Origin of the sequence: Parabacteroides sp. FAFU027, from assembly GCF_022808675.1 — a bacterium.
In the GTDB taxonomy this organism is placed as follows: domain Bacteria; phylum Bacteroidota; class Bacteroidia; order Bacteroidales; family UBA7332; genus CAXXIC01.
Genome location: NZ_JAKZKV010000012.1, coordinates 87,389 through 102,221, shown reverse-complemented (window position 1 = coordinate 102,221; position 14,833 = coordinate 87,389). Strand labels below are relative to the sequence as shown.

Sequence of the window (14,833 nt, the reverse complement as noted above, 5' to 3'; positions counted from 1 at the left end):
GGGAAATGAATTAAAGGAATGAAGGGAATGAAAGAAATGAAGGGGGCGGTGATTAATTGACATAAAGATAAAGCCGCAAAATCAAAACGTAGGAGAAAATCGTTTATATTTGAAGTAGAAATACAAAATCAAAAAGCTATGGAAATATTTCCTTTGGTAGATGAGGATGGATACGTGATTGGCAAAGCTGACCGCGCCACTTGCCACAACGGTTCAAAATTGCTGCACCCCGTAGTGCATCTGCATATATTCAATAGTAAGGGCGAATTATATCTTCAAAAGCGTCCGATGCACAAAGATATTCAACCCGGGAAATGGGATACGGCTGTCGGCGGGCATATCGATTACGGGGAGTCGGTGGCTGATGCTCTTTTTCGTGAGGTGAAGGAGGAGCTGGGAATTACGAATTTTGCCCCTGAGTTTTTGACGAAATATATCTTTGAGTCGGATGTGGAACGTGAGTTTGTCAACTCCTATTCGACGGTGTATGATGGTGAAATTACCCCGGATGAACATGAACTGGATGGCGGACGCTTTTGGTCTATTGACGAAATCCGAAGCCAGATAGGGAAAGATGTATTTACCCCAAACTTTGAGGGTGAATTTTTGAAGATTGAGAAAATATTAAAGCTATAGGCTCCTGACCATGAATGCACAAAGAATAGAGAGCTTACACCGGGAGATTACTGAATTAATCGACCGGAAAGAGTTGAAAAAAGCCATTGCCCGTTTATTGTCCATGATTCGTCAGGGACAAGACTGGCTGGCGGATGAGGAGTTGAAGCGCTGGGAGACGACATACAAATATATGTTGCTTTACTTTGCGCAGGGAAATCCAGACCCGGAGCGGGAAAAGGTGTATGATGACCTGATTGCCCACCTCTACAGACTCGTAGATATAACGGCGGATGCCATGCTGCTGAAGGAATCACCATCCTATTTCTTTGATCGGAAACGTTATCTGAGTTATTCGGTGCAGATTTCACCCGAACAGTTGCAGAAGCAGATAGAGAAGCTGGTGAGTGATATGGCATTGACCGAACTGATTGATGACGATAAAGCCAAAGCGCAAAAGGTGAGTACCATTTCCCATTCGTTTGACAATGATTTGTCGGTGCTTTTCCTGCAAGTCTGGTTGGCTGATAGGTTTAAAGAGTCGGATATAGAGCATTATCGCAAACAGATTGAATCGGATATTTTTCCTGTCGAAGGGCTTTGTCTGTTGGTTTCGTCGCTTACTCTCAGCCTATTCCGTCGTTTTGATGAATCCAAATGTATTCTATTGATTGATGCGTGTCAGCACAATGATGAGGATGTGCGTCAGCGGGCTTTGGTGGGACTATTGCTGGTATTATATATTCACCAGAAACGTATCAGTAGTTTCCCGGAGTTAGAGCATCATTTTGAAGTGTTGGCAGAACGTCCAGGGCTGATTACTGATTTGCGGAATATTATCCTGCACTTTATCCGGAGCCGGGAGACGGAGAAGATTTCCCGGAAAATGACTGATGAAATTCTGCCGGAAATGATGAAAATCAGTCCGATCCTTCGTAAGAAAATGAATCTGGAAGAGTGGAAGCAGGATGGAAGTGATGAGGATAAAAACCCAGATTGGCAGGAGGTTTTTGAGCAAACCGGCCTTGAAGAGAAGATGAAAGAGATGGGGCGCCTGCAAATGGAGGGCTCGGATATTTTCATGACCACATTTGCCGGACTGAAGAGCTTTCCCTTCTTTTACAACATCAGCAACTGGTTTTTGCCGTTCAATACCCATCATTCCGCCTTTCTGGATATGTTTTCACAACATTCGGGAGTCGATACCGGAATGCTGGGGATTATCATGAAGTCCGGTATTCTTTGTAATTCAGATAAATACTCTCTGTGTCTGAGTCTGATGCAGATGCCGGCTGCCCAGCGGGATATGGTGGCGAATCAGTTCCTGAGCGAAAATCAGGAGATTGACCAGATGCAGGCCGAGGAGGCATTGTTGCAGGATAACAAGAAAGGCGATACTATTGCCAAACAGTATATTCAGGATTTGTACCGTTTCTTCAAACTGCACCCGCATCGTTCCGATTTCTTTGATGTGTTTAGTCAACCGATGCATTTGCATAAATTACCATTGATAAAGCCACTGCTTTCCGATACAGAGAGTCTGCGCATCATAGCTGAATTCTTTTTCCGGAAAGAGTTTTACGCTGATGCCGTTGAGGTGTTTGGTGAGTTGGCCGAATCGGATGCCGAGAATAGCGAGATTTACCAGAAAATCGGCTATTGCCACCAAATGATGGACGATGATAAATCGGCATTGATGGCCTATCTACGTGCAGATATGATTTTCCCGGACAGTGCGTGGACCATTCGTCGTATTGCCCAGTGTTACCGCCGGTTGAAACAACCGGAACTGGCTTTGGAATATTACATGCGATTCGATAAAATGAGTCCGGATAATCTGAATGTGATTCTCAATATTGGCCATTGCTATCTGGAGAAGAAAGATTACAACGAAGCGCTGAAGTATTATTTCAAGGCGGACTATATCGATAACAGTACTTCGAAATCGTGGCGACCGATTGCCTGGTGTTCGTTCCTTGCCGGAAAATTCGAACAGGCGGAACGTTATTATCAGAAGATAGTGGAGCAATCGCCTTCCGCTCAGGACTGGATGAATACGGGTCACGTGGCCTGGTGTCTTCAACAGCCGGCAAACGCATTGGAACATTACCTGAAAAGCCTTAACCTGATTCAAGGTGGCTGGGAAAAATTTCGGGAGAACTTTGCTGAAGATGAAGATGAACTGGAGATGGCGGGTATATCTTTACAAGACCAGCATATGATGTTGGACCAGATTCAATACCGTTTAGAAGGGGAATCCTGACCTGAATCGAGGAGAAATAACAACAGAAAATGGTTTGTGCCTTAATTGTAATTTACAGTTATGCACAAATCATTTTCGTTTTTGATAGATACAACGATTTAAGCCGCGTTGATTTTTATACTTGTCAGGAAATCAATGGTTTTTAATGATTTTGGAGCACCGGGTTGCGTGCGAAAGGATAGAAACACGCTCATTTATACAGGCGCACCGCGATTTTTTTTGTACTTTTGCCGAGTTTTGAATTATTTCGAATAATATGAGCATATTAGAACTAAGCGAACAGGAAATTATCAGACGAAACAGTTTGGCCGAGTTGAGAAATCTGGGTATTGACCCTTACCCGGCTGAAGAGTATGTTGTAACCGGATATACCAACGAGATAAAGGAGAATTTTAAGGACGACGCAGCAGAGACTCGTCAGGTGTCAATCGCGGGGCGTATCATGAGCCGCCGCATCATGGGTAAAGCCTCTTTTGTTGAGTTGAAGGACTCTGTTGGCCGTATTCAGGTGTATCTTAACCGTGACGAAATATGTCCGGGTGAGGATAAAGAACTGTACAATACTGTTTTCAAACGCCTGCTCGATATTGGTGACTTCATCGGTGTGAAAGGATATGTATTTCGTACTCAAACCGGTGAGATTTCTGTACATGCTCAGGAATTTATCGTTCTTTCCAAATCGCTTCGTCCCCTTCCAATCGTGAAAGTGAAAGACGGAGTAACCTACGATGCATTTACTGACCCCGAATTGCGCTATCGTCAACGTTATGTTGACCTTGTGGTTAACGAAGATGTAAAAGAAATTTTCGTGAAACGTACCAAGGTGTTTAACACCATGCGTGACTATATCAACTCATTCGGTTATCTGGAGGTAGATACCCCTGTCCTTCAGTCCATCCCAGGTGGAGCGGCGGCTCGTCCGTTTATCACTCACCACAATGCCCTGGATATGCCTTTGTATCTGCGTATCGCGAATGAGCTTTACCTGAAACGCCTTATTGTTGGTGGTTTCGAAGGTGTTTACGAGTTTTCCCGTAACTTCCGTAACGAAGGTATGGATCGTACGCACAATCCGGAATTTACCGTAATGGAGCTGTATGTTTCCTATAAGGACTACAACTGGATGATGACCTTTACCGAAAACATGATCGAAAAGATCTGTCTGGCTACCAACGGTACTACAGATGTAAAGGTCGGTGAAAATACCATCAGCTTTAAAGCTCCTTACAAACGTATCTCTATCCTTGACTCTATCAAAGAATTTACCGGTTTTGACCTGCATGGAATGTCGGAAGAAGAAATTCGTGAAGTTTGTAAAAAACTGGAGATCGAAGCTGATGAGACCATGGGTAAGGGTAAAATGATTGATGAAATCTTCGGCGAAAAGTGCGAAGGAAACTATATTCAGCCAACATTTATCACAGACTATCCTGTGGAAATGTCTCCACTGACTAAAAAACACAGAAGCAAAGAGGGATTGACCGAGCGTTTCGAGTTGATGATTAACGGTAAAGAGATCGCAAACTCTTACTCAGAGTTGAACGATCCGATTGACCAGCGTGAACGTTTCGAAGAACAGCTTCGTCTTTCAGAAAAAGGAGACGATGAGGCGATGTTCATCGACCAGGACTTCCTTCGTGCCATGGAGTACGGTATGCCTCCAATGGGTGGTATCGGTATCGGTATGGACCGCTTGGTGATGCTGATGACAAACCAGACTACCATTCAGGAAGTGTTGCTGTTTCCACAAATGAAACTGGAAAAAACACAGAAGAAAGATTCTGTATCAAAATATACCGCACTCGAAATCTCTGAAGAGTGGGTACCAGCCATTCAAAAAGCAGGTTACCTGACTATTGAAGACTTGAGTGAAGCAAATCCCGGCAAATTGCATCAGGAACTTTGCGGCCTAAACAAAAAGTACAAACTTGAATTGCAAAATCCGACCGGAGATTTAGTATCTACCTGGATTACCAATGCTCAAAATTCATTGAAATAACCTATGAATTTCCAGGGGAAAGTTGCTATCATGGGCGGTGGTAGTTGGGCGACAGCTATTGCCAAGATGGTGCTGAATAATACAAAGGAGATCAACTGGTATATGCGCCGGAAAGACCGTATCGAGGATTTTAAACGCCTTGGTCACAATCCGGCTTATCTTACCGGGATTAACTTTGATATTAACCGGATTAATTTTTATTCCAATATCAATGCGGCAATAAAAAATTCGGACGTCATCATCTTCGTTACGCCTTCGCCATACATGAAGCAGCATTTGAAGAAGTTGAAAACAGATATGTCGGGAAAATTGGTGGTGTCAGCCATCAAAGGGATTGTTCCGGATGAAAACCTGATTGTCTCTGAGTATTTTTCTAAATTCTATAACGTTCCGTTTGACCAGATTGCGGTGATTGGCGGTCCTTGTCACGCTGAAGAGGTGGCATTGGAGAGGCTTTCTTATCTGACCATTGCCTGTAACAATATTGATCGCGCCCAGCAGGTGGCACATTTATTGGCTTGCCGCTATGTTAAGACGACTACTTCAAACGATGTATTCGGACTTGAATATTCTTCCGTGTTGAAGAACGTTTATGCCATTGCATCCGGTATTTGTTACGGATTAAAATATGGTGATAACTTCCAGGCAGTATTGGTATCCAATGCTATTCAGGAGATGGCGCGCTTTGTTGAGGCGGTTAGTCCTGACCACCGTAGCATTTGCGACTCGGCTTATCTGGGTGACCTGTTGGTGACGGCCTATTCGCATTTTAGTCGTAACCATACTTTCGGAACCATGATTGGAAAAGGTTATTCAGTCAAATCGGCCCAGATTGAAATGGAAATGGTGGCAGAAGGCTTTTATGGAACCAAGTGTATCCATGAAATCAATCAGCGCTACAAAGTGAACATGCCGATACTGGATGCGGTTTATAATATCCTGTATGACAAGAAAATGCCTTTGATTGAGATTCGAAATCTTAAGGATACATTCAGATAAATAAATTTGTGGGTTAAAAACACGAATCAGATAACTACTTTACATACACTACTATACACACTTTATTATGGAAAATATTTCATTGCAAATTGAAAAAGCTTTAGGCTTTGTTGCTGCTGAAAAAGTGGCTGCTTACGAAGCTGATGTAAAAAAGTACAGCCAGGATCTGCACAACGGTACCGGTAAAGGAAACGACTTTTTGGGTTGGTTGAATTTACCATCTTCTATTACCGATGCGGTTTTGTCTGAAATCGAAGAGACAGCTCAGAAACTTCGTGCACGTTGCGAAGTGGTTGTGGTTGTCGGAATCGGTGGAAGCTACCTCGGTGCAAAAGCGGTTATCGATGCTGTCTCAAACACATTCGATTGGTTGCAAACCGAGCGTAAAAATCCGGTAGTTGTATATGCCGGACAAAATATCGGTGAAGACTATTTATATGAATTGAGCCAGTTCCTGAACGGCAAACAATTCGGTATCATCAATATCTCTAAATCAGGTACTACTACCGAGCCTGCATTGGCTTTCCGCATTTTGAAAAAACAACTTGAAGATGCTGTGGGTAAAGCGGAAGCGAAAGAGCGTATCGTGGCTGTAACTGATGCTGCCCGTGGAGCATTGCGTACCCTGGCTAATCAGGAAGGATACAAAACATTTGTAATTCCTGACAACGTTGGCGGTCGTTTCTCTGTATTGACTCCGGTAGGTTTGTTGCCAATTGCAGTTGCAGGATGTGACATTCGTCAGTTGGTAGCCGGTGCTGTGAAAATGGAAGGCGTTTGCGGATTGGATACAGCTTATGCTGAAAACCCTGCTGCACAATACGCTGCTGTTCGTAACGAACTTTACAAAAGCGGTAAGAAAACTGAAATCCTCGTAAACTACCACCCTAAACTTCACTTCTTTGCTGAATGGTGGAAACAACTTTACGGAGAAAGCGAAGGTAAAGAAGGTAAAGGTATTTTCCCGGCTGCGGTTGACTTTACTACTGACCTGCACTCTATGGGACAATGGATTCAGGAAGGTGAGCGCACCATTTTCGAAACTGTAATCTCTGTAAAAACGCCAAACTACCAAGTAGAAGTTCCTGCTGATGCAGCTGACCTCGACGGTTTGAACTTCTTAGCCGGTAAACGTGTGGATTACGTAAATAAAATGGCTGAATTGGGAACTCAAATCGCGCACATTGACGGTGGCGTTCCTAACCTCAAAATCGAAGTACCTCAATTGAACGAATACTACCTCGGCCAGTTGATCTATTTCTTCGAAAAAGCTTGCGGTATCAGCGGTTATATCCTAGAGGTGAATCCGTTCGACCAACCGGGTGTTGAGGCTTACAAAAAGAATATGTTTGCATTGCTGGAGAAACCGGGCTTCGAAGAAGCAACCAAGGCTATCAAAGCAAGACTGTAATTAAAACGGTAATCCCGAAATATTCGAAACGCTGATATACTTCGTATATTAGCGTTTCTTTTTGAAGACCTCCCCTCCCGATAATTATCGGGACCCTCCAAAGGAGGGGCTTTAGGGCTTCTTTATTGATAACTAAATATAACTCAGCCTACATGGCACTTCTTTTCCCTCCCCTTCGGGGAGGATTAGGGAGGGGTTTCTGATATTATGATAAAAAACGCAATAGAAAAGTACCAGCAGGAAAAAGGCAAGAAGATTCAGCTGAAAGCAGTCCTGTTTGATATGGACGGTGTCCTGTTTGATTCCATGCCCAATCATACGCAGGCCTGGCACCAGACCATGACGGAGCTGGGTTTCCGTTGTTCGCGCGATGAGTTTTACCTTTACGAAGGTGCGACAAGCAGTTATACCATCAACCGATACTATCATCGAGTGCATGGTCGCAATGTTTCGGAAGAGGAGCGTAAAACCATCTATCACCGCAAAACGCTTCACTTTAATGCATTGCCCATTGCAGATCCCATGCCTTATGCGTTGGAGGTATTGAACAGTGTCAAAGCAGCCGGTTTGATTCCGGTATTGGTCACCGGATCCGGGCAAAAGAGTTTGCTTGACCGGTTAAATAAGCATTTCCCCGGCATATTTGAGCAGGAATTAATGGTGACGGCTTATGACGTTCATCACGGAAAACCGCATCCCGAACCGTATCTTCTGGGCTTAAAGAAAGCGGGCGTGGAGCCGCACGAAGCGATTGTGGTGGAGAATGCTCCCCTGGGAGTACAGGCTGCCGTAGCGGCCGGTATTTTTACCGTTGCAGTAAATACCGGACCGATTGAAGATGCTATTTTGTTGAAAGATGGAGCCAATCTGTTGTTGCAGTCGATGGAGGAGTTGTATCGGAATTGGGAAGATATATTTAGTACCATCAAATAGAAATACAAAAACGGGGTTCAGTATCAATGTGTACCGAACCCCGTTTTTGAATTATATAGAAATAGAATTCTATCCAATAATCGCTTCAATTACCTCTTCCAGCGTACTCAGTTTCTGTTCGCCGGTAATCATATTCTTGAGCATGATTTTATTTTCGTTCATTTCGTTTCCACCGACAAGGGCAACGAAAGGAATCTTTTTAGAATCGGCATAACTCATCTGCTTTTTCATTTTAGCCGATTCCGGATAAATCTCGGCTCGGATGTTTTGCTTGCGGAGTCGAGATAACAATTGCAGGCAGTGTGACTCTTCGTTCTCTCCGAAGTTTACAAACATGACCTGAGTAGCCTGGATTGAATCTTGCGGGTAGAGGTTAAGTTGATTCAGAACATCATAAATACGGTCAGCTCCGAAAGAGATACCGACTCCGGATACTCCCGGTAGGCCAAATACTCCGGTCAGATTGTCGTAACGGCCACCGCCTGTAATACTGCCAATTTCCACATCCAACGCTTTTACTTCAAAAATAGCACCGGTATAGTAGTTGAGACCACGAGCCAGTGTCAGATCAAGGTCTAGTTGGCAACGGATACCGAGCATGTCTGTTTTCCGGAGGATATATTCGAGCTCTTCCACGCCTTTGAGTCCTTCTTCCGAAGCTTCCAATACGTTTTTCAGTACGCCGATTTTTTCATAATTAGTACCTTCCAACTGGATAATCGGTTGTATCAGGGCAATCGCCTCCGCAGGAATACCTTTTGACGCTAACTCTTCGTTCACCTTTTCCAATCCGATTTTATCCAGTTTGTCGATGGCAACGGTAATATCAACGATCTTATCGTGAGCGCCAATCACATCGGCGATACCGCTCAGGATTTTACGGTTATTGATTTTGATGGCCACATTGATGCCAAAGCGGCTGTACACCTCGTCCATGATTTGGATCAGTTCGACTTCGTTCAATAACGAGTCAGAACCTACCACATCCGCATCGCACTGGAAAAATTCACGGTAACGACCTTTCTGTGGACGGTCAGCGCGCCATACCGGCTGGATTTGGTAACGTTTAAAAGGGAAGCTCAGGCTGTTGCGATTCATCACCACGAAGCGAGCAAAAGGAACGGTCAGGTCATAACGAAGCCCTTTTTCGCACATCTGCATCGCCAGTTTGTTACTGCCGGTCGAAAGGTCGGTTTCTTTTACATCCGACATAAAGTTACCGGAGTTCAATATTTTGAAAAGGAGTTTATCTCCCTCTTCGCCGTATTTCCCCATCAATGTGGAAAGATTTTCCATGGCAGGAGTCTCAATCTGCTGGAATCCAAATAAATGGTAAACGTCCCGGATCGTGTTGAAGATATAATTCCGTTTCGCCATTTCTTCCGGAGTGAAATCGCGCGTGCCCTTGGGTATGGATGGTTTTTGCATTCTGTTTGTAAGTTGAAATTCAGGGTGCAAAAGTATAAATAAACGGCGAAAGAGACAAATGAAGGTTCTGTAGTTTCGGGCGTTTGTCGCTATATCTCAACGCTTTCTTATAGATGAATTTAAGGACGTAAACTGAACAGCCTTTAGTGGGAGACTGTTTATATTGATAGAGAACATTATTCAATTCATAACTTTAAAATCTTACTACTATGCTTAAAAAGAGAGTCGAAAAGGCGTTGAATACACAAGCCAATGCCGAATTGTGGTCAGCACATCTATATCTTTCCATGTCACTCCAGTTTTCATCAGAAGGATTAAATGGTTTTGCTGCATGGATGCGTGGTCAGTATTCGGAAGAGGTTCAACATGCCTTCAAAATCATGCGTTTTATGGTAGAACGCGGAGCCAAACCGACATTGTCTGAAATCAAAGATATTCCCGTTGATTTTGGTAGTCCGGTGGAAGTTTTCGAGTTTGCTCTGGAACATGAAACCAAAGTGACTGATAATATAGACAAACTGGTTGACCTGATACGGGAAGAAAATGATAAAGCGACCGAATATGCCCTGCAATGGTTTGTTACCGAGCAGGTAGAAGAGGAGTCAACCCTGGTGGGCATTATCGAAAAACTGAAACGGATTGGGGATGGTGCCGGTCTCTATTTATTGGATAAAGAATTGGCTGCCAGACAGTGATACTAATTTGAAAAAAAAGCTGCTTAGGAAATTCTTCTTAAGCAGCTTTTTTTTGAGTTTATACGAAGAGGTTTAAATCCATCTGACGTAGCAGAAATCCTGACGGTGAGGAAGATCCGGGTGTTTTGGGTACATACGGAATGCGTATTTATATGCCCCTGAGCTTTGCATTTTGTTAGAAAGGTGATAATGATGAAGCGTTCCTTCCACTTTTACAAGATGCAGGTCTTTGATGAAGAAGATTTTCTGATGTCCTTCTTCCATTTCGGTGATAACGACTTCCACGCCAATGTGATTACCCAGACCTTTCAGGTCAAGGACAACATCAACTGTACAAGGGTCATTTACAGCGTTAGCCCGGCAAAGCTCATCAGCCGAAGTCATAGATACAACTTCGATGTCGTCCCATTTTGCTGCCACCACTTCTTTCCACGCCGCAATCTCTTTGGCTTTGGCAAAATTGCTTTCACGCAGGAATTTAGAACGTGAAGAAAGTTTGGTGTAGAAACGGTCGATATAATCATCCAGCATTCGCTTCGTTGTGTAGAACGGTGCGATTTGAATGAATGAGTTACGGATGTATTGAATCCACTCCGGTGAAAAACCTTTGCTGTTTTTCGCATAGTAAAGTGGGATAATATCGGTTTCAAGCATTCCATAAATAGTTGCAGCATCCAGCTGGTCCTGATGTTGAGGATTTGGATAGGTATTATGCTCCGTCAATGCCCATCCGGCTTCCGGACGATAACCTTCGTACCACCAGCCGTCTTTTACTGAGAAGTTAAGTACACCGTTCATCTCTGCTTTTTCACCCGATGTTCCCGATGCTTCAAGCGGACGGGTAGGAGTATTCAACCAGATATCCACTCCGGAAATCAGACGTTTTGCCAATTGCATGTCGTAATTTTCAAGGAAAATGATTTTTCCCAAAAATTCAGGACGGCGTGAAATCTCCACAATGTGTCTGATTAATCCCTGACCACCGCCATCAGCAGGGTGCGCTTTTCCTGTGAAGAAGAAGAGTACGGGATATTTTTCGTTATTTACGATACGGGACAGGCGTTCCAGGTCTGTGAACAACAGGTGGGCGCGTTTATATGTCGCGAAACGACGACCGAAGCCAATGATTAGCGCATTCGGGTTGATTTTTTCAAGAACAGAAACAACCTTAGATGGGTCTCCCTGGTTTTTAAGCCATTGGCCTTCAAATTCTTCACGAATGTATTTAACCAGTTTCTCTTTCAGGGCACGGCGAATTTTCCAGATTTTCTCATCCGATACTTTCTGGATCGGTTCCCACATTTTGGGATTGGATTGATCTTCCCAAAACTCTTTAGGGAATTCCTGCTGGAAGAATACCTGCCATTCGGCAGATGACCAGGTTGGCAGGTGTACGCCGTTCGTTACGTAGCTGACATGTAGTTCTTCGGGGAAATACCCTTTCCAGATTGGGCTAAACATATCCTGCGAAACCTTTCCATGGAGCCAACTTACCCCGTTGACTTCCTGACAAGTATTGCAGGCAAATACACTCATTGAGAATTTATCATTTGTGCCCGGATGTTCACGGCCGAGGTCAATGAAATCCTGCCAGGTAATACCTAGTTTAGCAGGGAACTTATGCATGTATTTGCTGAACAGCCCTTCATCAAAGCTGTCGTGACCGGCAGGAACCGGAGTGTGGACGGTATATAAGGATGACGAACGTACCAATTCCAGGGCTACTGAGAATTCTAGTCCATCTTTTTCGATTAAATCAGCCAAACGTTGAGCATTGATCAGCGCAGCGTGTCCTTCGTTACAGTGGTAAACTTCTTTCTTGATACCAAGTCTGTTGAGGAGCAGGATACCACCCACGCCCAACAGGTATTCCTGTTTCATACGGTTTTCCCAGTCACCGCCATAGAGTTGGTGGGTGATCGGGCGATCCCATTCGCTATTCAACTCGATATCGGTATCCATCAGGTAGAGTGGAATACGGCCCACGGCTACTTTCCAGACGTTACAATAAACAGTATGGTCAGCGTAAGGGACCTCCAGTATCATTGGCATTCCATTTTCATCATTCACCTGTTCGATGGGTAAATGGGTGAAGTTCTGAGCTTCATAGTTAGCCACTTGCTGCCCTTCCATAGAGAGGGTTTGCGTGAAGTAACCATAACGATACATAAAGCCCACCGCAGTCATGTCGATGCGACAGTCACTAGCTTCTTTCAGGTAGTCGCCAGCCAATACACCCAAACCACCGGAATATATTTTCAGAATGTTGGTCAACCCATACTCCATACTGAAGTAGGCAACAGAGGGTTTGCTGTGGTCGTACTCTGACTTGATATATTGCTGGAATTCAGTGTAAACTTCATCGAGTTTTTCGAGGAATGAGGCGTCTTTGCGTAGTTCTGATAAGCGTTCGTAGCTTACCATTTCCAGTAATAGTACCGGATTGTGCGCTGTTTTGGTCCACAGCTTTGGGTCTATGGAGCCAAACAAACGTTTAGCTTCAAAATTCCATACCCACCAGAGGTTTTTAGCAATTTCAGATAACTTCTGGAGCTCAGCTGGTAATTTCGATGTTACCGTAATATCTCTCCAGATGGGAGAGTTTGCATTACTGACTTGTACTTTCATAATGTCTGATTTTTAAATTATGCCAGCTCAGGCGTCAATTTTCTCTTAATGTTTTTTGTAGTGCAATGGAGTAAGCCTCCTGATAATATTTGATAAAGTGTGCCCAATCCGCTTCTGCAGAGAGCTGGAGCGCATTATTGCGTATTTCGTTTATTTTCTTGTCCGGCAAGTTAATCAATTTTTTGAGATTCTCGCATATTAACCGGGAAACTTCTGTCTGATTGTGATCGGACCGTTTGATTACCGCTACTCCACTTTCTATATCAGATGATCCGGTTTGTTTCTCTGCCCAGATACCAAATCCAGCCAAAGAGGTGGTGATCGTCGGAATGGAAAATGCGATACTTTCGAGAGGTGTGTATCCCCACGGTTCGTAATACGATGGGAATACGGTGGTATCCATTCCGATGAGCAGGTCGTAGTATGTTTCGTGGAAGATAGAATCCTGACCGGTCAGATAGATTGGGACAAAAATAATTTTCACCTTATCTGTCGGTCCGTTTTTCAGTCCCAGCCATTTCATCTGATTGATGATTGGATCGTTCCCCGGATAGTGCAGCCAGTGGGTGATAAAAGGCTCGTGCAGAGGATTTGTGGATTTGTCGGTTCCGTTAAGTCTGTCAGCCAGTTCCTTGCGGGGTGCATACATGTGCGCCGGTACGAGTATAAATGCGCAGACTTCCCTTTTATTTTCACGATCCTCTTTTAACCGGGCTAAAGAATCCACAAAAAGGTCAATCCCTTTGTTCTTAAATTCGTAACGTCCACCAGTGGCGACAAAAAAAGCATTTTCCTTAGGTCGGGATCCTGTCAGTTTTTCGACAACGTTGGCCAATACATTTCTGGCATGGTCTCGTTTCGACCGATAATGCCCTGTTTTAGGCACAAAGTCGTGCTCAAAACCGTTCGGGGTGACAATGTCAACGGCTTTGTCAAGCAATTCTTCACACTCAATGGCCGTAATATCACTGACTGTGGTAAAACAATCAATATGATGAGCTGTTTGCTTTTCCAATGAATGTTTGGCCCGCATATTGAGTTCCCATGACATCTGGTCGCCATTGTAATGCTTCAGATCATCGTATAGAGGACGGTTGTTTCCGGCTATGGAACGGCCAATAGAGGTAGCGTGTGTCGTAAATACAGTCGCTATTTTAGGCAGGTTCTTTTTGATATATAGAGCGCCCATGCCTGTTGTCCACTCGTTGAAATGGGCAACCACTTTTTTGTTCTCGCCATTTATGTAGCGATACAAACTTTCAATGACCAAAGCGGAGGCATAAGCGAAAATGCAGGATTCGTCGTAATCACCGAAAGCCTGATCTGACTCCACTTTATACCATTCCCATATTTTAGTGTAGAGGTAATTTTTTTTTTCAAATAACGGTTGGAAGTTCACCAGAACTGCCACTGGTTGACCGGGGATATCCCATCTACCGATGCGGACTTTTAATCCTTCGTGTTCTGCAATCTGTTGCCAATGGGTTAAGGGTGTTTTGGTTTCAATAAAGAAGGGACATTCGTTTTCTGTCCAGACATCCGGTCCGATAAAGATTAATCTATCGTCCACCAGATTTTGCAGCGTTTTTGCCCGTGTGGAGAGTACCGTATAGATACCTCCGATTTTGTTACAAACTTCCCAGCTAACTTCAAAAATATAATCCGGTGTAATATATGTCATGCTGTATCTTATTAAGTAAGAAGTAGAATAAGACATCCTTATCAAGCTGCAAATTTATTTGAAAAAATTTCTCAGGCACACAAAAGAGCCGGCTATTTTTATATCGTGAAAATAAAAACAGAAAGAATAGGCCTTTTGTTGTGTTTAATATATTTAATATCAGTGTTTTGTTGGTTGGTTT

Annotated in this window: 10 protein-coding genes; 7 read left to right on the top strand and 3 right to left on the bottom strand. The window is 43.8% G+C overall.

The genetic code is table 11. The features are described from left to right. The first annotated feature begins 138 nt into the window (after positions 1 to 138). The 6 genes from MLE17_RS15820 to MLE17_RS15795 all read left to right on the top strand — a co-directional run bounded on the left by MLE17_RS15820 (position 139) and on the right by MLE17_RS15795 (position 8,220). Entirely contained in the window at positions 139 to 636 is a 498-nt protein-coding gene (locus MLE17_RS15820) for an NUDIX hydrolase (RefSeq protein WP_243349696.1), read from the top strand. A 10-nt stretch (positions 637 to 646) separates the two neighbouring features. Further along, positions 647 to 2,878 (top strand): tetratricopeptide repeat protein, encoded by a 2,232-nt coding sequence (locus MLE17_RS15815; protein WP_243349695.1) that lies wholly within the window; start codon positions 647 to 649, stop codon positions 2,876 to 2,878. 256 nt (positions 2,879 to 3,134) lie between these two features. Beyond that, complete coding sequence (gene lysS, locus MLE17_RS15810) at positions 3,135 to 4,877, top strand: lysine--tRNA ligase (protein WP_243349694.1); 1,743 nt, start codon at positions 3,135 to 3,137, stop codon at positions 4,875 to 4,877. A gap of 3 nt (positions 4,878 to 4,880) precedes the next feature. After that, positions 4,881 to 5,876: an NAD(P)H-dependent glycerol-3-phosphate dehydrogenase gene (locus tag MLE17_RS15805; RefSeq protein ID WP_243349693.1), complete on the top strand. Its 996-nt coding sequence runs from the start codon at positions 4,881 to 4,883 to the stop codon at positions 5,874 to 5,876. Positions 5,877 to 5,943: 67 nt separating this feature from the next. After that, positions 5,944 to 7,287, top strand: a complete 1,344-nt coding sequence (locus tag MLE17_RS15800; RefSeq protein WP_243349692.1) for a glucose-6-phosphate isomerase — start codon at positions 5,944 to 5,946, stop codon at positions 7,285 to 7,287. 207 nt (positions 7,288 to 7,494) lie between these two features. Beyond that, on the top strand, positions 7,495 to 8,220 hold the full coding sequence (locus tag MLE17_RS15795; protein ID WP_243349691.1) for an HAD family hydrolase: 726 nt from the start codon (positions 7,495 to 7,497) through the stop codon (positions 8,218 to 8,220). A gap of 69 nt (positions 8,221 to 8,289) precedes the next feature. Here MLE17_RS15795 and hisS read toward each other — a convergent pair whose 3' ends face one another. Next, the gene (hisS, locus tag MLE17_RS15790; protein ID WP_243349690.1) at positions 8,290 to 9,648 is read right to left on the bottom strand and encodes a histidine--tRNA ligase; all 1,359 of its coding nucleotides are present in this window, start codon (positions 9,646 to 9,648) and stop codon (positions 8,290 to 8,292) included. Between the two features lie 209 nt (positions 9,649 to 9,857). Between hisS and MLE17_RS15785 the strand changes: the two genes are divergently transcribed. Further along, positions 9,858 to 10,343: a ferritin gene (locus tag MLE17_RS15785; RefSeq protein WP_243349689.1), complete on the top strand. Its 486-nt coding sequence runs from the start codon at positions 9,858 to 9,860 to the stop codon at positions 10,341 to 10,343. A 72-nt stretch (positions 10,344 to 10,415) separates the two neighbouring features. On the opposite strand, the gene glgP is transcribed toward MLE17_RS15785, so the two are convergent. Then, on the bottom strand, positions 10,416 to 12,971 hold the full coding sequence (glgP, locus tag MLE17_RS15780) for an alpha-glucan family phosphorylase (protein WP_243349688.1): 2,556 nt from the start codon (positions 12,969 to 12,971) through the stop codon (positions 10,416 to 10,418). A 34-nt stretch (positions 12,972 to 13,005) separates the two neighbouring features. Beyond that, positions 13,006 to 14,652 (bottom strand): glycogen/starch synthase, encoded by a 1,647-nt coding sequence (locus MLE17_RS15775; RefSeq protein WP_243349687.1) that lies wholly within the window; start codon positions 14,650 to 14,652, stop codon positions 13,006 to 13,008. Positions 14,653 to 14,833: the final 181 nt, after the last annotated feature.

Bases quoted from the DNA above. Each gene is read 5' to 3' on its own strand.
- MLE17_RS15820 (WP_243349696.1), top strand. From the start codon at position 139: ATGGAAATATTTCCTTTGGTAGATGAGGATGGATACGTGATTGGCAAA.
- MLE17_RS15775 (WP_243349687.1), bottom strand. From the start codon at position 14,652: ATGACATATATTACACCGGATTATATTTTTGAAGTTAGCTGGGAAGTT.
- MLE17_RS15785 (WP_243349689.1), top strand. From the start codon at position 9,858: ATGCTTAAAAAGAGAGTCGAAAAGGCGTTGAATACACAAGCCAATGCC.
- MLE17_RS15815 (WP_243349695.1), top strand. From the start codon at position 647: ATGAATGCACAAAGAATAGAGAGCTTACACCGGGAGATTACTGAATTA.
- hisS (WP_243349690.1), bottom strand. From the start codon at position 9,648: ATGCAAAAACCATCCATACCCAAGGGCACGCGCGATTTCACTCCGGAA.
- MLE17_RS15800 (WP_243349692.1), top strand. From the start codon at position 5,944: ATGGAAAATATTTCATTGCAAATTGAAAAAGCTTTAGGCTTTGTTGCT.
- glgP (WP_243349688.1), bottom strand. From the start codon at position 12,971: ATGAAAGTACAAGTCAGTAATGCAAACTCTCCCATCTGGAGAGATATT.
- MLE17_RS15795 (WP_243349691.1), top strand. From the start codon at position 7,495: ATGATAAAAAACGCAATAGAAAAGTACCAGCAGGAAAAAGGCAAGAAG.
- lysS (WP_243349694.1), top strand. From the start codon at position 3,135: ATGAGCATATTAGAACTAAGCGAACAGGAAATTATCAGACGAAACAGT.
- MLE17_RS15805 (WP_243349693.1), top strand. From the start codon at position 4,881: ATGAATTTCCAGGGGAAAGTTGCTATCATGGGCGGTGGTAGTTGGGCG.